Source organism: Halorarum sp. SLYT50, assembly GCF_059821265.1.
Genome location: NZ_CM187555.1, coordinates 1,562,270 through 1,581,727, shown reverse-complemented (window position 1 = coordinate 1,581,727; position 19,458 = coordinate 1,562,270). Strand labels below are relative to the sequence as shown.

19 protein-coding genes are annotated in these 19,458 nt (G+C 71.4%); 10 read left to right on the top strand and 9 right to left on the bottom strand.

Annotation, left to right across the window (positions count from 1 at the left end; all coding sequences use genetic code 11):
* The first annotated feature begins 144 nt into the window (after positions 1-144).
* Together AC6RUA_RS08310 and AC6RUA_RS08305 are read left to right on the top strand one after the other, a co-directional pair.
* Complete coding sequence (locus AC6RUA_RS08310; RefSeq protein WP_499812566.1) at positions 145-2,178, top strand: P-loop NTPase family protein; 2,034 nt, start codon at positions 145-147, stop codon at positions 2,176-2,178.
* A gap of 156 nt (positions 2,179-2,334) precedes the next feature.
* Entirely contained in the window at positions 2,335-3,459 is a 1,125-nt protein-coding gene (locus AC6RUA_RS08305) for an ORC1-type DNA replication protein (RefSeq protein ID WP_499812565.1), read from the top strand.
* Positions 3,460-3,529: 70 nt separating this feature from the next.
* On the opposite strand, the gene AC6RUA_RS08300 is transcribed toward AC6RUA_RS08305, so the two are convergent.
* Together AC6RUA_RS08300 and AC6RUA_RS08295 are read right to left on the bottom strand one after the other, a co-directional pair.
* Positions 3,530-4,294, bottom strand: coding sequence for a nucleoside phosphorylase (locus AC6RUA_RS08300; RefSeq protein WP_499812564.1), 765 nt, complete (start codon positions 4,292-4,294; stop codon positions 3,530-3,532).
* 86 nt (positions 4,295-4,380) lie between these two features.
* Entirely contained in the window at positions 4,381-4,671 is a 291-nt protein-coding gene (locus AC6RUA_RS08295; RefSeq protein ID WP_499812563.1) for a DUF8028 family protein, read from the bottom strand.
* A gap of 159 nt (positions 4,672-4,830) precedes the next feature.
* On the opposite strand from AC6RUA_RS08295, the gene AC6RUA_RS08290 reads away from it, so the two are divergent.
* Positions 4,831-5,844 (top strand): tyrosine--tRNA ligase, encoded by a 1,014-nt coding sequence (locus AC6RUA_RS08290; protein ID WP_499812562.1) that lies wholly within the window; start codon positions 4,831-4,833, stop codon positions 5,842-5,844.
* Between the two features lie 49 nt (positions 5,845-5,893).
* Here the strand turns inward: AC6RUA_RS08290 and AC6RUA_RS08285 are convergent, their stop codons facing one another.
* Positions 5,894-6,073 carry a DUF7470 family protein gene (locus AC6RUA_RS08285; RefSeq protein WP_499812561.1) on the bottom strand — a complete coding sequence of 60 codons (180 nt, stop codon included), beginning with the start codon at positions 6,071-6,073 and terminating at the stop codon, positions 5,894-5,896.
* A 98-nt stretch (positions 6,074-6,171) separates the two neighbouring features.
* Between AC6RUA_RS08285 and eif1A the strand changes: the two genes are divergently transcribed.
* The 3 genes from eif1A (at position 6,172) to AC6RUA_RS08270 (ending at position 8,459) form a co-directional block, all read left to right on the top strand.
* Positions 6,172-6,462 carry a translation initiation factor eIF-1A gene (gene eif1A, locus AC6RUA_RS08280; protein WP_499812560.1) on the top strand — a complete coding sequence of 97 codons (291 nt, stop codon included), beginning with the start codon at positions 6,172-6,174 and terminating at the stop codon, positions 6,460-6,462.
* Between the two features lie 76 nt (positions 6,463-6,538).
* Positions 6,539-7,414, top strand: coding sequence for a serine/threonine-protein kinase Rio1 (gene rio1 / locus AC6RUA_RS08275; protein WP_499812559.1), 876 nt, complete (start codon positions 6,539-6,541; stop codon positions 7,412-7,414).
* 79 nt (positions 7,415-7,493) lie between these two features.
* Positions 7,494-8,459, top strand: coding sequence for an ArsR/SmtB family transcription factor (locus AC6RUA_RS08270; protein ID WP_499812558.1), 966 nt, complete (start codon positions 7,494-7,496; stop codon positions 8,457-8,459).
* A 254-nt stretch (positions 8,460-8,713) separates the two neighbouring features.
* On the opposite strand, the gene AC6RUA_RS08265 is transcribed toward AC6RUA_RS08270, so the two are convergent.
* Positions 8,714-9,127, bottom strand: coding sequence for an EamA family transporter (locus AC6RUA_RS08265; protein WP_499812557.1), 414 nt, complete (start codon positions 9,125-9,127; stop codon positions 8,714-8,716).
* Positions 9,128-9,313: 186 nt separating this feature from the next.
* Between AC6RUA_RS08265 and AC6RUA_RS08260 the strand changes: the two genes are divergently transcribed.
* Complete coding sequence (locus AC6RUA_RS08260; RefSeq protein WP_499812556.1) at positions 9,314-9,871, top strand: KH domain-containing protein; 558 nt, start codon at positions 9,314-9,316, stop codon at positions 9,869-9,871.
* A gap of 123 nt (positions 9,872-9,994) precedes the next feature.
* On the opposite strand, the gene AC6RUA_RS08255 is transcribed toward AC6RUA_RS08260, so the two are convergent.
* Positions 9,995-11,035 (bottom strand): ferredoxin--NADP reductase, encoded by a 1,041-nt coding sequence (locus AC6RUA_RS08255; RefSeq protein ID WP_499812555.1) that lies wholly within the window; start codon positions 11,033-11,035, stop codon positions 9,995-9,997.
* A gap of 255 nt (positions 11,036-11,290) precedes the next feature.
* Here AC6RUA_RS08255 and thsA point away from each other — a divergent pair, with 255 nt between their 5' ends.
* The 3 genes from thsA to AC6RUA_RS08240 all read left to right on the top strand — a co-directional run bounded on the left by thsA (position 11,291) and on the right by AC6RUA_RS08240 (position 15,886).
* Positions 11,291-12,943 carry a thermosome subunit alpha gene (thsA, locus tag AC6RUA_RS08250; RefSeq protein ID WP_499815423.1) on the top strand — a complete coding sequence of 551 codons (1,653 nt, stop codon included), beginning with the start codon at positions 11,291-11,293 and terminating at the stop codon, positions 12,941-12,943.
* A 213-nt stretch (positions 12,944-13,156) separates the two neighbouring features.
* On the top strand, positions 13,157-14,641 hold the full coding sequence (locus AC6RUA_RS08245; RefSeq protein ID WP_499812554.1) for an FAD-binding oxidoreductase: 1,485 nt from the start codon (positions 13,157-13,159) through the stop codon (positions 14,639-14,641).
* 135 nt (positions 14,642-14,776) lie between these two features.
* Positions 14,777-15,886 (top strand): M24 family metallopeptidase, encoded by a 1,110-nt coding sequence (locus tag AC6RUA_RS08240; RefSeq protein WP_499812553.1) that lies wholly within the window; start codon positions 14,777-14,779, stop codon positions 15,884-15,886.
* Between the two features lie 32 nt (positions 15,887-15,918).
* Here AC6RUA_RS08240 and AC6RUA_RS08235 read toward each other — a convergent pair whose 3' ends face one another.
* Genes AC6RUA_RS08235 through AC6RUA_RS08220 form a run of 4 tightly spaced genes read right to left on the bottom strand, consistent with a single transcriptional unit; the run spans position 15,919 to position 19,427 of the window.
* Positions 15,919-16,098 carry a hypothetical protein gene (locus AC6RUA_RS08235; protein WP_499815422.1) on the bottom strand — a complete coding sequence of 60 codons (180 nt, stop codon included), beginning with the start codon at positions 16,096-16,098 and terminating at the stop codon, positions 15,919-15,921.
* Positions 16,095-17,090 (bottom strand): amidohydrolase family protein, encoded by a 996-nt coding sequence (locus AC6RUA_RS08230; protein ID WP_499812552.1) that lies wholly within the window; start codon positions 17,088-17,090, stop codon positions 16,095-16,097. The genes AC6RUA_RS08235 and AC6RUA_RS08230 overlap by 4 nt, the downstream gene beginning before the upstream one ends.
* Positions 17,087-18,256 (bottom strand): M24 family metallopeptidase, encoded by a 1,170-nt coding sequence (locus AC6RUA_RS08225; RefSeq protein ID WP_499812551.1) that lies wholly within the window; start codon positions 18,254-18,256, stop codon positions 17,087-17,089. The genes AC6RUA_RS08230 and AC6RUA_RS08225 overlap by 4 nt, the downstream gene beginning before the upstream one ends.
* Entirely contained in the window at positions 18,249-19,427 is a 1,179-nt protein-coding gene (locus tag AC6RUA_RS08220; protein WP_499812550.1) for a M24 family metallopeptidase, read from the bottom strand. The genes AC6RUA_RS08225 and AC6RUA_RS08220 overlap by 8 nt, the downstream gene beginning before the upstream one ends.
* Positions 19,428-19,458: the final 31 nt, after the last annotated feature.

The following is a 19,458-nucleotide window of genomic DNA, read 5'->3' as shown; positions in this document are numbered from 1 at the left end:
GAGCCGTCCCCCGGCTCCGGACGCGGGCAGTCTCGCCGCCTCTCTCACCTCGGTGCTCTCACCGTTCGCCACCGACCGACAGCACCGGGTCCCCGGTGTGCGGTGCGGGAACGTTTTTTGCTCCGGCGGCGAACGCGGTGGTGAATGGAGTTCACGTCGGTTCCGGGCGTCGGCGAGAAGACGGCCGCCGCGCTCGCCGACCTCGACGGGGCGGAGGCGGCGCTCCGCCGGGGGGACGTGGCGACGCTCGCGCGGGCGGAGGGGCTCTCGGAGGGGCGAGCGGCCGCCATCGCCCGCGGCGCCATCCGCCGGCGGCACGACGACCCCGGGGGCTGGGCGGCCACCGACCGGGCGCGCGAACTGTACGCGGACGCGCTCGGCCTCCTCCAGACGCGCACCGTCACCGACTACGCGGCGAAACGGCTGGAGACGCTGTACCCGAGTCGGACCGCCTCGCGCGTCGAGGAGGTGCGCGAGTGGGCCGCCGAGGCGGCGGAGCGCGACCCGGACGAGGCGACGCTGGCGGCGCTCGACGGCGTCGAACCGCTCGCCGAACCGCGCGGCCTCCGGGTGCGCGAGCGGGCGGTCGCCACCGCCGACGCCGAGCGGTACGCCGAGGCGGAGGCGGCGTTCCCCGAACTCTCGGTCGAAGTCGTCGAGGACCGCCGCGGGCTGGCGGAACTCGCGCGGTCGTACTCGACGGTCGTCGCCCTCGACGAGGAGTTCGCCGGCATCGACGTGGAGGGGGACGTTCGGGTGCTCCCCGACGCCGAGGACCACCCCGCGGAGGTGGTCCCCGAGCGCCTGCTCTCCTTCTTCGCGGCGAACCGCGAGCGCCTGCACGCGGCAGCGGACGTCCACGAGGCGGCCGGGATGGAGTCCGTCTGCGACCTCGACGCACTGCGCGACGCGCTCTCGCGGGTCGACGACGACGGGACCGTGTCTGGCGACGACGAACTCGACCGGCTGACGGCCGCGGTCGACGACCTGGACGCCGCGGCGGCGACCGCCGAGTCGGTCGCGAACGACCGCCTGCGCGACGCCATCGCGGAGCGGGACGTGACCATCGAGGGGCGCGACTTCCTCTCGCTGGTCGAACAGGGCGCCCGGGTCGACTCGTTGCTCTCGCGGGAACTCGCCGACGAGTACGACGAGGCGATTCGGGAGGCCCGCGCGCACATGGCCGACGCGCTCGCGCTCTCCGAGAACGAGGCGGAGTTCACCGAGCGAGCCTTCGCGGGCGACCCCTCGTTCCCGGTCGAGCGGAACGACGAACCCGTCTCGCGGCTCCGAACCGAACTCAAGGCCGGCCGCGACCGCCGCGCGGCGACGCTCAAGTCGGACCTCGCGTCGGACCTGGGGGCGCTCCACGAGGACGTCCACGAACTGGTCCGCGACGCGCTCGAACTCGACGTGGAACTGGCGGTCGCGCGGTTCGCCCGCGACTTCGACTGCACGATGCCGGCGTTCGTCGACGACGCGGACGCCGCCGAGACGGGGTTCGCCGTCGAGGGGGGACGCTCGCCGCTGCTCGACGTGGCGTTCGCCGACGTCGACCCGGTCGACTACGAGGTGACGGGCGTGACGCTCCTCTCGGGGGTCAACTCCGGCGGGAAGACGTCGACGCTCGACCTCGTGGCGCTCGTCGTCACGCTCGCGCACATGGGGCTGCCCGTCCCGGCCGAGTCGCTCCGCCTGCGGCGCTTCTCGGAACTCCACTACTACGCCAAGTCGCAGGGGACGCTCGACGCCGGCGCGTTCGAGTCGACGCTGCGCGACTTCGGCGAGTTGGTGGACGGCGCGGCCGGCCGACTGGTACTCGTGGACGAACTGGAGTCGATAACCGAACCCGGCGCGTCGGCGAAGATAATCGCGGGGATACTGGAGGCGCTTGACGCGCAGGGGGCGACGGCGGTGTTCGTCTCGCACCTCGCCCGGCAGATACGCGAGGCGGCGTCGTTCGACGCGGCCGTCGACGGCATCGAGGCGGTCGGACTCGAGGACGGCGAACTGGTGGTGAACCGCTCGCCGCGGAAGGGGCACCTCGCGCGCTCGACGCCCGAACTCATCGTGGAGAAACTGGCACGCGAGGCGGGCGACGACGCGGCACCGAACGCCGCCGCCGGGAGCGGTGGGGGGGACGCCGGCTTCTACGAGGGGTTGCTGGAGAAGTTCTGAGCGACTGGCCCACATCGACCCGGTCCGCGCGACCGGTCCGAAACTGAAACTGGACCGGGAGCGAACCCGGAGAACGGGCCGGATACCGACCACTTTCAGTTCCGCTCCGGCTCCGGGGAACCGTTAAGTGTGCGCACGCGACACCTCTCACGTACGATGCCCGGTGACGAGGACGGAATGTTGTCGTGGGACGAGTCGGTCTTCCGCGACGAGCACGTCTTCGAGATCGACTACGTCCCCGAGACGTTCCGTCACCGCGAGACGCAACTGGAGTCGCTGAAGTACGCGCTCCGTCCCGCGGTCCGCGGCTCGCGGCCGCTCAACACGGTCGTCAGGGGACCCCCCGGAACCGGGAAGACCACGGCGGTCCAGAAGCTGTTCTCGGAACTCCGGACGCAGACGGACGTGCGGACGGTCCGCGTCAACTGCCAGGTGGACTCGACGCGCTACGCCGTCTTCTCGCGCATCTTCGAGGGACTGTTCGACTACGAACCCCCGTCGTCGGGCATCTCGTTCAAGAAACTGTTCGGCCAGATCGCCGACCGCCTCGTCGAGGCCGACGACGTGCTCGTGGTCGCGCTGGACGACGTCAACTACCTGTTCTACGAGAACGAGGCGTCGGACACGCTCTACTCGCTGCTGCGCGCTCACGAGGCCCACTCGGGCGCGAAGATCGGCGTCATCTGCGTCTCCTCGGACCTGTCGCTCGACGTGATCGACGGCCTCGACTCGCGCGTCCAGTCGGTGTTCCGCCCCGAGGAGGTGTACTTCCCGGTGTACGACGTCGACGAGATAGTCGACATCCTCCGCGAACGGGCGAAACGCGGCTTCCACGACGGCGTGCTCGGCGACGCCGAACTCGACCGGGTTGCGGAACTCACCGCGGAGTCGGGCGACCTCCGGGTCGGCATCGACCTGCTCCGGCGCGCGGGGCTCAACGCCGAGATGCGCGCCTCCCGGACCGTCTCGCTGGAGGACGTCGAGTCGGCGTACGACAAGTCGAAGTACGTCCACCTCTCGCGGAGCCTCCGCGGCCTCTCCGACTCCGAGCGGGCGCTCGTGGGGGTCATCGCCGACAACGACGGCGAGCAGGCCGGCGCGGTGTACGAAGCGTTCCACGACCGGACCGGCCTCGGCTACACGCGCTACTCGGAGATCATCAACAAACTCGACCAACTCGGCATCATCGAGACGGAGTACGCCGAGGTGGACGGGCGGGGGCGCTCGCGGTCGCTCACGCTGGCGTACGACCCCGACGCGGTGCTCGACCGGTTGGAGTGACGCGAGGAACCCGAGTAGCCGCCGACTGAAATCGTCCTTCGCCGCGGAACTGCCGGGGCCGTCCGTCCGCTCACCCGACGTATCCGTCGAGTACGCGTTTGGCCGCGTCGCCGAGTCGGTGGAGGTCCTCCCGCGCCGCGTCGAACTTCGGCTCCCAGTCGGCGGGTCCGAGGTAGTCGCTCACGACGAGCGCCGCCGCCGCCTCCACCCCGCGGCGGGCGGCGACGGCGAACACCGCGGACGCCTCCATCTCGACGGTGAGTACGCCCTCGTCGGCGTACCGCTCGACTTCACGCGCCGTCTCCCGGTAGACCGCGTCGATGGTCCACGTCGGCCCGACGTGGATCGGATCGTCCTCGTCCGGGAGAAGCCGTCGCGTCGCGGCGAGGAGCGACCCGTCCGGCCGTGCGTACCGCGCCGGTTCGACGTAGTGGTGTGAGGTGCCCTCGTCACGGAGCGCACGGTCGGGGATGACGAACTCGCCCATCCGGACGCCGTCGTCGAGGCAGCCCGCGAACCCGACCGAGAGGAACGTCCCGACGCCCGCCGCGATCAGGTCGTCCATCACCATCGCCGTCACCGGCGCCCCGATGCCGAAGTTCCCGTGGGCGCCGACCCGTCCGTCGGTGTCGTCGAATCGGTAGAGGTCGCCGTAGTAACCGTCGACCGCCTCCCCGGAGTGCGCGTCGGTGAGGTACGACATCAGGTCGCGGCTGTAACAGAGGACGACCGCCTCCGGTGCGTCCGCGGTCTCCACCCCCCCGTACTCTGCACTCTTCTCGGGCGTCACGAGCGCCTCCCACTCGTGTTTCCCCGGCGCGTTCGGGAATGGCATCGGCCGGTGGTTACCCGCCGTGCCGGCCAAAGCGTTTCGTTCCCGTGTGATTCGACACCACGGGGTCGTACGAGGCGACACGGGAGTCAGTCGCGGTCGACCGAAGCCACGTCCGCCCCGTAGCCGTGCCCGGCGACGAGCGTGAGGACGTTCCCGCACACCAGCGCCGCGACCAGCGGCAGGTCGGCGACGGCGACCGGTCCCGAGAACAGCAGCGCGAGGTGTGCCGGCGCCATCGCGACGGCGAGCCAGAACGCGAGTGCCCGAACCAGCCGCGCGGGCGTGTGGACGAGCGTTCCCAGCGACGGGGCGGAGAAGTAGGGCGTGAGGGTGCGTTCGGTGCGCCCGCGGCCGACTTCGGTGTTTGCGGAGGACATCGGACGCTCCCGCCGAGGACGGCCGGGATCATTAGTACGGGCCCGATACGCGGCGATCCGGCCGCGATAGCCGCCAACTACCCCGTCGGCCGGCGGGGCGCGTTCGAACCGGTGACACACATCCGAAAGACGTAATCGGCGCACGCGGAATCTCCGAGTATGGGCGCCTACGAGCGGATCACCCGGAACGCCTCCGAGGTGGTCACCGAGGAGGAGGTACGCGCGCTGGCCGAACACCCCGAGGGCAAGCGAGTGTACGTCGGGTACGAGCCGTCGGGCGTCCTCCACATCGGGCATATGCTGACGGCGAACAAGCTGATCGACCTCCAGGAAGTGGGGTTCGAGGTGGTCGTCCTGCTCGCGGACGTCCACGCCTACCTCAACGACAAGGGGACGTTCGCGGAGATCCGCGAGACGGCCGAGCGGATGAAACGGCAGTTCGTCGCGTACGGCCTCTCGGAGGCGGACACCGAGTTCGTCCTCGGCTCGGAGTTCCAACTCGACGAGCCGTACGTGCTCGACCTGCACGAACTCGAACTGTCGACCACGCTCAACCGCGCCCGGCGGGCGATGGCGGAGATACAGGGCGGCGACACCGCGAAGGTGAGTCACGTCGTCTACCCGCTGATGCAGGCGCTCGACATCGTCTACCTCGACCTCGACCTGGCGGTCGGCGGGATGGACCAGCGGAAGGTCCACATGCTCCACCGCGAGGTCGTCCCCGGCATCGACGACGGCGAGTCCGACCACGAGTACGACGCCCGGCCGTGTCTCCACACGCCCATCATCGCCGACCTCACGACCGGGGTCGGGAAGATGTCGTCCTCCTCGGGCGTCGCGCTCTCGATGGAGGACTCGACGGCCGACATCGAAGAGAAGGTGAACGCGGCGTACTGTCCGCCGACGCGCGACCCCGACCCCGACGGGGAGGGCAACGAGCGGGAGAACCCCGTGCTCGAGATCTTCCAGCACCACGTGTTCCCCCGGTTCGAGACGGTCGTCGTCGAGCGTCCCGAGCAGTACGGCGGCGACCTGGAGTACGACGACTACGAGGCCTTGGCGGCCGACCTGGAGTCGGGCGACCTCCACCCGGCGGACGCGAAGGGGGCGCTCGCGGACTACCTCGACCGACTCATCGCGCCCGGCCGCGCGGTGCTAGAGGCGGCCGAGTAGCCCGTTCCGACCGCTCGCGACACGCTTTTCCGTCGGTACGCGCGTCGGTTCAGGCGAAGCCGAACTGCCGCATCAGGTTCGTCGCCAGCCCCTTCACGACCAGCAGGAGACCGACGAGCACGAGCGCCATTCCGACCGCGACGACCGGCGCGGTGTAGGCGACGAGCCCCAGTCCCACGAGCAGGACGAGGACGCCCCCGACGCCGGCGGCTCCGAGTTTGTCGAGCACGTCTCGGCCGTCCCGCCGACGGGTGAAAACGGCCACGGTCCCGCGGCGCGGCGGGCGCTCGCCGCGGAATTTAACTCGTCCGCGTCGAATCCCCGGGTATGAGCGAGAACGACTCAGCGGTCGAGGCGGACCTCCGGATGCCCGAGGAGGACGAGTTGTTCGCGGAGGTGACGGAGATGCTCGGCGCGAACCGCGTGCAGGTCAGGTGCGTGGACGGCACCGAGCGGACGGCCCGCATCCCCGGTCGGATGCAGAAACGGGTCTGGATACGTGAGGGCGACGTGGTGCTCGTCGAACCGTGGGACTGGCAGGACGAGAAGGCGGACGTGACGTGGCGGTACGAGGCCGCCGAGGCCGACAGGCTCCGAGACGGCGGCTACCTCAGGTGACGCCGACGACGCGGACTCCGCGGGGGCGGGCGGCGTGTGGCAGCCTTTTCACCGCCGCCCCCGTAGGGGAGAGCGAATGACAGAGGAGTTCGGGTTCGTCGACCAGGAGGAGGCCGACGCGCCCGGCGACGAGTGGGAGGAACTGGACGTCTCGGACGACGAGTCCGACCGCATCGCCCGGCGGCAGGACGAGGCGTTCAACGAGTTCCGCAAGCGCATCAAGAACACCGAGCAGTTCAAAGTCGAGGCGGCGGTGTTCGACGACGCGACGCTCGCTGCCCTCTACAAACTGGTGCAGGACGGCCACATCGCCGCGTTCGGCGGGCCCATCTCCACCGGGAAGGAGGCGAACGTCTACGAGGCGCTCGCGCCCGAGGAGCGCGAGATCGCGGTGAAGGTGTACCGCATCAACACCTCGAACTTCCGGCAGATGCGCGACTACCTCGAGGGCGACCCCCGGTTCGAGGGCATCGGCAGCGACAAGAAGGAGGTGGTGCTCGCGTGGGTCCGCAAGGAGTTCGCCACCCTCCGGCGCGCGAAGCGGGCGGGCGTGCGCGTCCCCGAACCCATCGCCGTCCAGCGGAACGTCCTCGTGATGGACCTCGTCGGACACGCCGACGACCGGGCGCGCCGCCTCGCGGAGGTGACCGTCGAGAACCCCGAGACAGCGTACGACGTGGTCAGCGAGTACATGCGCCGGCTCTACTCGGCCGGGCTGATTCACGGCGACCTCTCGGAGTACAACCTCATCATCCACGAGGGGGAACTGTTCGTCATCGACCTCGGACAGGCGGTCACCGTCCACCACCCGAACGCCGGGGAGTTCCTCGACCGGGACTGCCGGAACGTCGCCTCCTTCTTCTCCCGGCAGGGGATGGACGTGACCGCCGACCAACTCCGCGAGTACGTCACACAGCCGGAGCCGGAGCCGTCGGCGGACTTGGAGGAGTAGGCGGCGCGTACGCGGCCTGCGGGTCGTCACCGACCGAGTCGCCGACACCTCCAAATCCCTCGACGCCCGTGTCACCCCCGTGACCGACGACCCCTCTACCCCCGCCTCCGACGGCGACGGACCGCCGGACGCGCCGACCGCTGACGACTTCGACCCGGCGGCGGCGTTCTCGCTCCTCGGCGACGGGACGCGCCTGCGCATCCTCCGGGAACTGTGGGCGGCCCAGCGCGACGCACCGGACGAGGGCGTCTCGTTCGAGACGCTCCGCGAACGGGCCGGCGTCGACGACTCCGGGCGCTTCAACTACCACCTCCGGAAGCTGACCGACCGGTTCGTCGAACGGCGCGACGACGGCTACCGGCTCCGGTACGCCGGCATCCGCGTCGTCGGTGCACTCCTGGAGGGGACGTACGCGCCGGGCGCGGACGTCGACGTGCCCGCGGGCGGCGACTGCTCCGACTGCGGGAGCGCGCTCCGACTGCGATACGTCGACGAGCGCGTCCGGGTGGAGTGCCCCGACTGCGAGAGGGTCTCCTCGGAGTTCGGCTGTCCGCCCGGTCTGCTCGCCGGGCGTCCGGCGGACGACCTCCCGGCTATCGTCGACACGCACCTCCGTACCCTCCTGTCGCGTGCTCGGCGGGGCATCTGTCCCACCTGTTCGGGCCCGGTGACGACGTGCGTCGGGCCGACGCCCGACAGCGTCCGGACCGCGTGGGACGCCGACGACACGGACGGGCCGACCCCGCCCGTGACGATGGTGTGCGAGCGCTGCGGAGAACTCGTCGGGACCGGCCTCCCGTCGCTGCTCGCCGACCGGCCGACGACGGTCGCGTTCCTCCACGACCACGGCGTCGACCCGGAAACGACCGTCCTCTGGGCGCTCCTCGACGACCTCTCGGCCGAGAGCGACGTCGACTCCGAGGAGCCGTACCGCGCGACGGCGACGCTCTACGCCGGCGACGACGCGCTCACCGTCACCGTCGACGCGAGCGGTTCGCCCGTCTCCGCCGACGTGTCGAGCGAGGTGAGCATCGACGGCTCGTAGCACCGACCGAACGCGCCTCTTCGCTCTCCGCGCGACAGAACCGGTCGGTCACGGGTACCGCTCGGGACCGTCGTCGGACCGGGGGTGCGACGAACGTGCGCGTTTCCGCCCCGCGCCGTCTCGCTCGGAGTCCAGCGGACGGTCCCCGACGCGCTCCTCGGGCGGGTCGTCGCCACCCCCGTGCCGGACTCGGTCGCCGTGGCACCCGTCGGCTCCCGGCTCCGGCCGAGGCGACGACGCTCCGGGAGGCGCGTCTACCGCGCGACCAGGAGGACGCCGAGCATCGTCAGCCCGATGCCGACGGCCTTGGTGGCCGACAGTGACTCGCCGAGGAACGCGACGCTCAACGCGGAGCTGAACACGAGGAACGACCCGTACACCGGGGTGACGACGCTGACCGGACCCGACGAGAGCGCCCGGTAGTACGCGAGGATGCCCACGGAGAGCGCGACGCCCGCGCCGAGGACGTACACCGCGTGGTCGCCGGTGAGGTACCGGACGACGTCGTCACCTCTGGCGAGCGTGACGCCCAGCGCGGCCGCGGCGAGCATGGTGTTCGCGCCGAGCGCGACGACGTTGCTCGGCATCCCGTCGGTCGCGAGACTGGCGAGCGGGGTGAAGACGGAGTAGCCCACGAGCGCGACGAGCGCCCAGCCGATGTAGTTCACGCCCGGCCGTTAGAACGTCGGCGTCAGGGACGTTCCGGTAGCGGCGAACGGTCGGTCCGAGGTCCACTTCGACCCGCGTGTACCGACTCCGGGCCGACGAGCGCGAACGGCCGCGTGCTGGACTGTGACGGGGTAGCAGTCCCGAGGGAACGCTTAAAAGTATCCGGCGGGAATCGGGTAGTAGCCATGCAACACGTGAAGGTTCCGCAGGACCGCATCGGTGCGCTCATCGGGGAGGGGGGTGAGACGATGCGCGAGATCGAGGAGCGCGCCGACGTGCGCCTCGACATCGACTCGGAGTCAGGGTCGGTCGCCATCGACGCCGTGGGCGACCCCGTGACGGGGATGGTCGCGCCGGACATCGTCCGGGCCATCGGTCGCGGGTTCACGCCCGAGTCCGCGCTGTCGCTGCTCGAACACGACCTCCGCCGGTTCGACCTCATCGACCTGGCGAGCGAGACGCGCAACAAGAACGACCTCCAGCGGCAGAAGGGCCGACTCATCGGCGAGAACGGCCGGACGCGCGAACTCATGGAGGAACTCACGGGTGCGGAAGTCGTCATCAAGGGGTCGACGCTCGGCATCATCGGGCAGTCCGACGAGGTGGACGCCGTCCGCCGCGCCGCCGGGATGATACTCGACGGCGCGCCCCACGGGGCCGTCTACAGCTTCCTCGAACGCAAACACAACGAACTCCACGGCTCGCCCGACCTCGCTCCGCCGAGCGCCGACGAGACGCGGTAATCCGGGCACTCGCGGACGATTACTCGCCCCACCGCCGATTCCACCGACTCCGTCGGCGACGGGTGCACCCGGTCGTACGTGACCGACTGCCGAGCCGTCGCGTTTCGACGGTCCCGACTCGAGTTACCCGAACCCCTCGCCGTCGATGTGGCTGTCCGGGACGCCGACGGCCCGCGCCGTCTCGGTGATGCCGTTCACCATGGCGGTCACGCCGCAGGCGTACACCTCCAGGTTCGCCGGGTCGATGCTGTCGTCGACGTCGTACGCGGGGTCCGTCCGGCGGTACTGCGCGAACTCGCCCAGGTCGTCGTCGTTCACGGTCTCCGGGTCGAGGTACTCGACGAACGTGCGCTGGACGTACTCCGTCTCCCCCTCCCAGTCCGTGAGCAACCGCTCGCGCGACAGGGTGGGGACGAAGTGGAAGTTGTCCCGTTCGGCGGCGAGCGACCGGAAGCGGTCGCGGTACGCCAGGTCGTCGCGCCACGCGGCGCCGAGGAACAGCCAGTAGTCGCGCTCGGTCCCCCCGTAGCTGTCGCGGCCCTCCTCGAAGGCGTACTCCAGCATGCTCCGTAGGGGGGCGACGCCGGTGCCGGTGGCGAGCATCGCCACGTCGCGCTCGGACGGTTCGTTCGAGACGAACTCGCCGTTCGGGCCGCGGACGGTCACCTCGTCGCCGACTTCGAGCAGTCGGAACAGGTCGCTCGTGAGTTTCCCGCCCGGGACGCGCCGGATGCACAGTTCCACCTCGTCGTCGTTCGGCGAACTCGCGATGGAGTACGGCCGCGGCGTCCCGAGGAACCGGACCGTGGCGTACTGCCCCGGGACGAACGAGAAGTCGCCCCCCACGTCGAGGCGGACGCGCACCAGCGAGGGGAACGCCCGGTCGTGCCGGTCGGCGAGCGTCGAGAGCGTCGCCGCCCGCTCGCCGTCCGTCCCGTCGAGCAGGCCGCGCACGCCCTCCCAGTCCACCTCCGCGTTCCCGTCCGCGTCCCGGTCGACGAGGTCGGTCCGGTCGGCGCTCGCGAGGAGCGTCGCGGCCCGTTCCGCCACCTCCTCGATGCGGTTGTGGTCGACCGCTTCCACCGCCGTTACCTCGGCCGTGTCGGTGACGAGCGAGAGCGACTCGGCTGTCTCGTGAGCGGAGTTGTGGTCGCGAACCGGCATCGTCGGCTGTCGCCTCGGACGACGGAGGGGTCAGCTTTCTGGCCCGGTCTTCAGCCCGGGAAGACTCCTCTCACCCCCGTCTCGCCTCCCTGACGGCTGCCGGAATTCGTATAAAAACCTGCCGTGTTATCCGTTGGCAAGACCACGGAACCCGATGCCTGCGGCGTCGTCCCGAATCACGAACGACACTTTTTATAGAACCGAGAACAATCACCGGCCGTCATGTCTCAGCGCCAGCGGATGGGCAACCAGCCCATGATCGTACTCTCGGAGGAGAGCCAGCGTACGTCCGGCAAGGACGCACAGTCGATGAACATCACGGCCGGGAAGGCCGTCGCCGAGTCCGTCCGGACCACACTCGGACCGAAAGGGATGGACAAGATGCTCGTCGACTCCTCGGGCGGGGTCGTCGTCACGAACGACGGCGTCACCATCCTGAAGGAGATGGACATCGACCACCCGGCGGCGAACATGATCGTCGAGGTGTCCGAGACCCAGGAGGACGAGGTCGGCGACGGCACCACGACGGCCGTCGTCATCGCGGGCGAACTCCTCGACCAGGCCGAGGAGCTTCTCGACTCGGACGTCCACGCGACGACCATCGCGCAGGGGTACCGACAGGCCGCCGAGAAGGCCAAGGAGACCCTCGAGGACAAGGCCATCGACGTCTCGGCGGACGACCGCGAGACGCTCGAGAAGATCGCCTCCACCGCGATGACGGGCAAGGGCGCCGAGTCCGCCCGCGACACGCTCGCGGAACTCGTCGTCGACGCCGTGCTCGCCGTGCGCGACGACGACGGCGCCATCGACACCGACAACGTCTCCGTCGAGACGGTCGTCGGCGGCTCCATCGGTAACTCGGAGCTCATCGAGGGCGTCATCGTCGACAAGGAACGCGTCAACGAGAACATGCCGTACATGGTCGAGGACGCCAACGTGGCGCTGTACGACGGCGCCCTCGAGGTGAAGGAGACCGAGATCGACGCCGAGGTCAACGTCACCGACCCCGACCAGCTCCAGCAGTTCCTCGACCAGGAGGAGAAGCAGCTCCAGCAGATGGTCGACCAGCTGAAGGACGTCGGCGCGGACGCCGTGTTCGTGGGTGACGGCATCGACGACATGGCCCAGCACTACCTCGCACAGGAGGGCATCCTGGCGGTCCGTCGCACGAAGGACTCCGACCTGAAGCGGCTCGCCCGCTCGACGGGCGCCCGCGTCGTCGCCAGCCTCGACGACATCACCGAGGAGGACCTCGGCTTCGCCGGCTCCGTCGGCCAGAAGGACATCGGCGGCGACGAGCGCATCTTCGTCGAGGACGTCGAGGACGCCAAGTCCGTCACGCTCGTGCTCCGCGGCGGCACCGAGCACGTCGTCGACGAGGTCGAGCGCGCGGTCGAGGACTCGCTCGGCGTCGTCCGCACGACGCTCAACGACGGCCAGGTGCTGCCGGGCGGCGGCGCCCCCGAGGCGGAACTCGCGCTCGAACTGCGCGACTTCGCCGACTCCGTCGGCGGCCGCGAGCAGCTCGCGGTCGAGGCGTTCGCGGACGCGCTGGAGATCATCCCGCGCACGCTCGCGGAGAACGCCGGGCTCGACCCCATCGACTCGCTCGTCGACCTGCGCTCGAAGCACGACGGCGGCGACTTCGGCGCCGGCCTCGACGCCTACACGGGCGACATCATCGACATGGACAACGAGGGCGTCGTCGAACCCCTCCGCGTCAAGACGCAGGCCATCGAGAGCGCGACGGAAGCGGCCGTCATGATTCTCCGTATCGACGACGTCATCGCGGCCGGCGACCTCAAGGGCGGCGGCTCCGACGACGGCGGCGACGACGAGATGCCGCCGGGCGGCGGCGGCATGGGCGGCGGCATGGGCGGCATGGGCGGCATGGGCGGCGCGATGTGAAGTCGGTCACGACGAACTAGCCCCACCCCACACCCGACCGTCGCACAGCCCTCGAACGCTCGACTCCACACGTTCCCGTTCTTTCGATGTCCGATACGACCCCCGAGCGACGGCACCGGCGTCTCCACGCCCGTCCCGGCGCGACGCGTCGCGCCTACCCGACCCGCGGTCCGGAACCGTCGGCGCTTTCCCGTCCCGCGACGACCGGGTAGTATGACCGAGTTCTCGACCGCGTTCGACCGGACGGACGCGGACGCCGTCGCCGCCGACCACGCCGCCGCGCTCGACTCGCTGGCGGCCGACCTCGACGGCGGGACGGCGACCGACGACGGGTCGTGGCGACCGTTCGTCGAGGGACCGCTCGTCCGACCCCGAGACCCGGGGTACGACGACGCGCGGACGGTGTGGAACGGGACGGTCGACCGCCACCCGGCGGCGGTCGCGTACGCGGGCGACGCCGCCGACGTAGCCCGGACTCTGGCGACCGCCCGCGAGACGGGGCTAGGGGTGGCGCTCCGCTCGGGCGGCCACTCGGTCGCCGGCACCTCGGTCTGCGACGGGGGGTTGGTCCTCGACTGCTCGCGGATGGACCGGGTCGCCGTCGACCCCGACTCCCGAACCGCGGTCGTCGGCCCGGGCGCGACGTGGGGTGACCTCGACGCCGCGGCGTGGGCGTTCGGCCTCGCGACGCCGGGCGGCGTCGACTCCGACACGGGCGTGACCGGCCTGACGCTCGGCGGCGGGACGGGCTACCTGACGCGGGGGTACGGGCTCGCGTGCGACCGCCTCCGCCGGGTCGACCTCGTGACCGCCGCGGGCGAGCGGGCGACGGCGAGCGCCGACGAGAACCCGGACCTGTTCCGCGCGCTCCGCGGCGGTGGCGGTAACTTCGGCGCGGTCGTCGAACTCGAATTCGACCTCGTGTCGCTCCCCGGTCCGGTGGCGATGTGCGACGTCTGGTACCCGTTCGAGGCGGCCGCCCGCGTCCTGCGAGCGTACCGCGCGCTCACCGCCGAGGCGGACCGGGCGACGAACGTCTCGCCGTACGTCGCGCGCGTCCCCGACGACCCGGGCTTCCCCGACGACGCGGCCGGCGATCTCGCGGTCTGCGTCCTCGGGGCGCACGCGGGCGACGCCGACCGCGGCCGGGCGGAACTCCGGCCGTACCGCGAATTCGGCTCGGCCGACCCACTGTTCGAGTACGCCGCCACGGTGCCGTACCCCGACCTCCAGTCGTACCTCGCGGACGAGGCGGGGGTGGGCGAACGCCACTACTGGAAGTCCATCGCGGTGGACGACCTCACGGACGACCTCGTGAGCCTCGTCGTCGACCGGTCACGGGCGCTCCCCGGCGACCGCTCGACCGTCGTGGTCTGGCCGCTCGGCGGCGCCGTCGCCGACCTCGCGCCCGACGAGACGGCGTTCCCGCGCCGGGACGCGGGCTACGTCCTCAACTTCGAGGCGGCGTGGAGCGACCCGGCGGCCGACGAGGAGCACGTGGGGTGGGCGCGCGCGAGCGTCCGGGAGGTCCGCGAACGGGGCGGTGACGGCGTCCTCCCCAACTTCCCCGGGAGTGGCACGGACGCCGACGCCGCGCGGGCGCTGTACCGGGAGAACTACGGCTGGCTCCGGGACGTGAAGACGGCGTGGGACCCCGAGAACGTGTTCGGGCCGAGCGGGCGCATCGACCCCCGATAGTGCGCGCGGCGGACGCCTCGGTGACGGCGACTCGATGCACCCGGGCGGCGCGTGGCACCTCGGTGCGTCCCCCGCCCGCTTCCCGTCGCTCACCGCTTGGGGTACGCTTTTGAGCGGGGATTGGTAACGGCCGGCATGGACGAGCGCCACCGCGACCGCCAACGCCGCCTGTTCGAGACGCTCCCGGACGAGGTCGACACCGTCCTCGTCGCGCCGAGCGAGACGCTGTCGTACCTCTCCGGGCTGTCGATGCACAAGAGCGAGCGACCGGCCCTGCTCGTGCTATCGCGGACGGCCGGCCCGGCGGCGGTGCTCCCGGAACTGGAGACGAGCAGCGCGCGCGACACCCTCCCCGACGCCGACTTCTACGTCTACGGCGACGCGACCGACCCGGTCGCGGCCGCCGCTGACGCGTTCTCGGACCTGCAGGCCGACCGGACGCTCCCGGCACCGCTCGGCCTCGAGTTCCGGTCGACGCGCCTGCTCGAGTACGAACTCCTCTCGGACGCCTACCCGCCCTCCGACCTCTACGACGTCGAGGACGAGGTGGCGGCGCTCCGGGCGGTGAAAGACGACGCCGAGGTGGAGACGATGCGCGAGGCGGCGCGCATCACGGACGACCTGCTCGCGGCGGCGTTCGACGCGGTCGAACCGGGGACGACCGAACTGGACGTGTTGCGCGACCTGAAGAAGCGCACGCTCGACAGCGACGCCGACGGGTTCGGCGTCGGCATCGCCACGGTCGGCGAGCGGACCGCGCTCCCGCACACCACGACCGGCGACACGGCGGTCGAGGACGGCGACCTCCTGATGGTGGACTACGGGGTCGTCCTCGACGGCTACTACTCGGACATCACACGGACCGTCGCCGTCGGCGACCCCGGCGAGGAACTCCGCGAGGTGTACGACGTGGTGCAGGAGGCCGCCCGCGTCGCCCGCGAGACGGTCGAACCCGGCGTCGAGTTACAGGAGGCGGACCGCGCCGCCCGCGGGGTCATCGAAGACGCGGGCTACGGCGACTACTTCCCCCACCGGGTCGGCCACGGGTTGGGACTGGAGGGGCACGAACCGCCCTACCTCGTCGAGGGGAACGAGGCCACCTTCGAGGCCGGCAACGTCGTCACCATCGAACCGGGCGTCTACGTCGACGGCCTCGGCGGCGTGCGCGTCGAGGACGACGTGCTCGTGACGGCGGACGGCCACGAGTCGCTGACCCGGAGTCCGCGCGACCTCCAGATACTGTAACCGAGGCGTCGCTCTTCGTCGCCGCCCGCGGGTCACCCCCACGTTCCGACGACGCGGCCGTCGCGGACGACGACCGCGGGGTCGGCGGTCGCACGCACGTCCGCGAGCGGGTCGCCCGCCCAGCCGACGAGGTCCGCGGGCGTCCCCTCGGCAACCCGGCCGAGGTCCGGCCGGCCGAGTTCGGCCGTCGCCGTCTCCGTCGCGGCGGTCAGGGCCGTCTCGGGGTCGCGCCGGCGTCGACCATCGCCGCGAGTTCGCGGTGGAGGCTCGGGTGCGGCGTGCCGGGCGACCCGGCGTCGCTCCCCGCGAGCAGCCTGACGTCCCGGTCGAGTGCGCCCGCGAACACCTCCCGGTGCCGCTCGACGACGCCGCGGGCGTTCTCGCGGGCGTACGCCGGCGCGTCGCCGGTCGCTATCTCGTCGTAGACGAACAGCGTCGGGTCGTAGGCGACGTCCGCCTCGGCCATCCGGTCGAGCGCCGCGTCCGACGCGAGGTTCCCGTGCTCGACGGTGGCCACGCCGGCGTCGACGGCGTTGGCGACGCCCTCGCGGCCGACGGCGTGGGCGGCGACCGGCAGGTCGAACCGCGCCGCCTCCTCGACGACCGCCGTCAACTCCTCGCGCGAGAGTTCGGCCGCGCCCGGCGTCTCGCCGACGGCCTGCCCGTAGACGCCGCCGGTCGCGCTCACCTTGATGCAGTCCGCGCCCGCGGCGCGTAGCTCCCTGACGGCCGCGCGACAGGCGTCCGGCCCGTCGCTCTCGATGCCCCAGAACGGGTCGTGCCCGCCGGAGATGATTATCGTCCGCCCGCTGGCGAACACGCGCGGGCCGGGGAGGCGGCCGTCGCGGACGCCCCGCGCCACCGTCACCGCGACGTCGTCGACGCTCCCCACGTCCCGGACCGTCGTGACGCCGCCCCGGAGCGTCCGCCGGGCGTTCTCGGCGGCGCGGACGACCAGGTCGGCCGTCGACTCGGCGCGGAGCGTCGCCACCGGGTCGCGGCTCCCGTCCCAGACGAGGTGGACGTGCACGTCCACGAGTCCCGGCGTGACCAGGTCGACCTCGTGCACCGGGCCGTCCCCGGGCCGCTCCGCGCTCACGGCCGCGACGCTCCCGTCGCGGACGCCGACCCAGCGGTCCGGTCGGCGGCCGCGCTCGGCGTCCCAGACGTCGCCGCGAACGAGGGCGTCGAACGCGTCGGTCACGAGTCCGCCCGCAACACGCCGGCGGGGGTGGTCGTCAGTCGCTCCGCGCCGTCGTCGGTGACGAGGAGCGTGTCCGAGTGGCGCAGCGCCGCCCCGTGCTCCTCGAAGTACAGCCCCGGTTCGACGCTGATGACCATCCCCGGCTCCAGTTCGCCCGGCTCGCGGGCGTTGAGCGCCGGTCCCTCGTGGATGGTGACGCCCTCGCCGTGGCCCGTCCGGTGGACGAGTCGGTCGCCGTACCCCGACTCCCGGAGACGGCCGGCGGTCCACTCGTCGATGGCGGCGGTGGACTCGCCCGGTCCCACCCGGTCGATGGTCTCCTCGCGGACCGAGACGAGCGTCTCCATCGCCTCGGCCACCGCGTCGGGCGCGTCGCCCGCGAGGACGGTCCGCTCCTCCTCGCAGACGTACCCCTGTATCGAGGGGAGCGCGATGCCGACGACCGCGTCGCCGTCCGCTATCTCCCGCGCCGACGAGACGCTGTGCGACTCCAGCGCGTGCGCGCCCGTCAGCGCGCTGGCGAAGCCGTACTGCCCGAGTTCGTTCGCGGTGCCGATGTCGTACTCGGGGTGTTCCTCGAGGTACGTCCGGTAGAACGCGTCCTGTACGGCGTTCGCGACTTCGAGTTCCGGCACGCCGACCGCGACGGCGTCGACCAGCGCCTCCACGCCCGCGCCCGCCAGGTCGCCCGCGCGGCGCATCATCGCCACCTCCCAGTCGGTCTTTCGCGCGCGCAGGTCCAGGAGCGTCCCCGTCGCGTCCGCGAACTCCGCGTCGAGGTGGGCGGCGACGCCCTCGACCCAGTCCGGGCGGGCCTCACCGCGGTCGTAGCCCCACGACGCCGCGCCCAGGTCGCCGAGCGCGTCGGCGGCGACGGCGAGCGGGTCGTCCTCGTCCTCGTAGGCGACGACGCGGTCGGTCCACGCGGTCCGGGCCGCCTTCCGGCGCTCGATGGTCGGCGTGACGAGCACGCTCGCGTCGGCGGTGACGGCGGCGACCACCGGCCGGGAGTACATCCCCGCGTACGCCCCCGAGAGGTAGTAGCTGTTCGGCGCGGCGAACGCGCACAGGCCGTCGAACGCGGTCCCGCCGAGCGTCGCGCGCACGCGTTTGAACCGGTCGGGGTCGACGAACCGGTCGGCGGGGTCGGGGATCAGCTCACGCATCGACGATCAGCGACTCCACGTCGCGCGGGTAGTACGTCAGCGTCTCCGTCCCGTCCCCGGTCACGAGCACGGTGTCGGAGTGGCGGAATCCGCCCACCCCGTCGACGTAGAACCCCGGTTCGACCGTGTACAGTTCCCCCTCGCGTATCTCGCCGTCGTAGTCCACGTCGAGGAACGGCCGCTCGTGGCCCTCCATGCCGATGTTGTGCCCGACGTGGTGCTGGGTGTGGTCCGCGACGCCCTGTTCCTCGAAGTAGTCGCGCACCTCCTCCTCGACGTGACCGTACTCGACGCCGGGCGCGATGGCGTCGACGGCGAGTTCCTGCGCCTCCCGCATCACGGCGAAGTAGTCGCGCTGGTCGGCGCTCGCCTCGCCGACGAACAGCGTCCGCTCCAGTTCCGTCGTGTAGCCGCCGACGGCCGGCTTGACGATGGTGACGACGTTGTCGCCGTACTCGATGGGGGTCGTCTGGTCGACGCTGTGGGGGCGAGCGGTCACCTCGCCGGCCGTGAACTTGCACGCCATCGGCGCGGCCCAGTCCATCATCTCGTAGCGGTCGCCGAGCGTGTCGAGCATCGTCTTCGTCCCCTCGGCTTGCACCTCGGCGCTGACGACGACCGGCCGCCGACCGACCTCGATCTTCTCCTGGAGGATGCGGTGGCCGAGGTTCGCCCAGACGCTCGCCTCGCGGATGCGCGTCACCTCCTCGTCGCTCTTCACCTCGCGCATGTCGGTGACGTAGTCCTCGACGCCCACCTCGGCGTCGATCACCGCCGAGAGCGCCGGCCCGGTGTACCCGTTGCGGGCCGGACTGCCGTCGCTGTCTGTCGCGAGCCGACCGTCGGCGACGCCGAGCGACTCGCACGCCTCCGCGACCCGTTCCATCGGCCTCCCCTGCGGGTAGTCGAAGTAGACCCGCACCGCGTCGTGGAGGAACTCCTCGCGTTCGGCGTGTTCGGCCTCCAGACGCGGGACGACCGCCTCGCTCCCGTCGCGCGAGACGACGAGCGCGGTGGGGCGCTCGGTGGGGAGGTGGTACATCCCGCTGACGTAGTGGATGTTCAACGCGCCGAACAGGACGACGCCGTCGTAGCCGTCGGCCTCGGCGGCGTCCAACAGGCGCTCGCGTCGTCGCTCGTGTTCGGCGACCGGTGTGTCGAACCCTCGCATACTGGCACGCTCGCCCTCCGTCTATTGAACC

Excerpts from the sequence above, each read along its gene's own strand:
- AC6RUA_RS08310 (WP_499812566.1), top strand. The coding sequence starts at position 145 with ATGGAGTTCACGTCGGTTCCGGGCGTCGGCGAGAAGACGGCCGCCGCG.
- AC6RUA_RS08305 (WP_499812565.1), top strand. The coding sequence starts at position 2,335 with ATGCCCGGTGACGAGGACGGAATGTTGTCGTGGGACGAGTCGGTCTTC.
- AC6RUA_RS08300 (WP_499812564.1), bottom strand. The coding sequence starts at position 4,294 with ATGCCATTCCCGAACGCGCCGGGGAAACACGAGTGGGAGGCGCTCGTG.
- AC6RUA_RS08295 (WP_499812563.1), bottom strand. The coding sequence starts at position 4,671 with ATGTCCTCCGCAAACACCGAAGTCGGCCGCGGGCGCACCGAACGCACC.
- AC6RUA_RS08290 (WP_499812562.1), top strand. The coding sequence starts at position 4,831 with ATGGGCGCCTACGAGCGGATCACCCGGAACGCCTCCGAGGTGGTCACC.
- eif1A (WP_499812560.1), top strand. The coding sequence starts at position 6,172 with ATGAGCGAGAACGACTCAGCGGTCGAGGCGGACCTCCGGATGCCCGAG.
- rio1 (WP_499812559.1), top strand. The coding sequence starts at position 6,539 with ATGACAGAGGAGTTCGGGTTCGTCGACCAGGAGGAGGCCGACGCGCCC.
- AC6RUA_RS08260 (WP_499812556.1), top strand. The coding sequence starts at position 9,314 with ATGCAACACGTGAAGGTTCCGCAGGACCGCATCGGTGCGCTCATCGGG.
- AC6RUA_RS08255 (WP_499812555.1), bottom strand. The coding sequence starts at position 11,035 with ATGCCGGTTCGCGACCACAACTCCGCTCACGAGACAGCCGAGTCGCTC.
- thsA (WP_499815423.1), top strand. The coding sequence starts at position 11,291 with ATGATCGTACTCTCGGAGGAGAGCCAGCGTACGTCCGGCAAGGACGCA.
- AC6RUA_RS08245 (WP_499812554.1), top strand. The coding sequence starts at position 13,157 with ATGACCGAGTTCTCGACCGCGTTCGACCGGACGGACGCGGACGCCGTC.
- AC6RUA_RS08240 (WP_499812553.1), top strand. The coding sequence starts at position 14,777 with ATGGACGAGCGCCACCGCGACCGCCAACGCCGCCTGTTCGAGACGCTC.
- AC6RUA_RS08225 (WP_499812551.1), bottom strand. The coding sequence starts at position 18,256 with ATGCGTGAGCTGATCCCCGACCCCGCCGACCGGTTCGTCGACCCCGAC.
- AC6RUA_RS08220 (WP_499812550.1), bottom strand. The coding sequence starts at position 19,427 with ATGCGAGGGTTCGACACACCGGTCGCCGAACACGAGCGACGACGCGAG.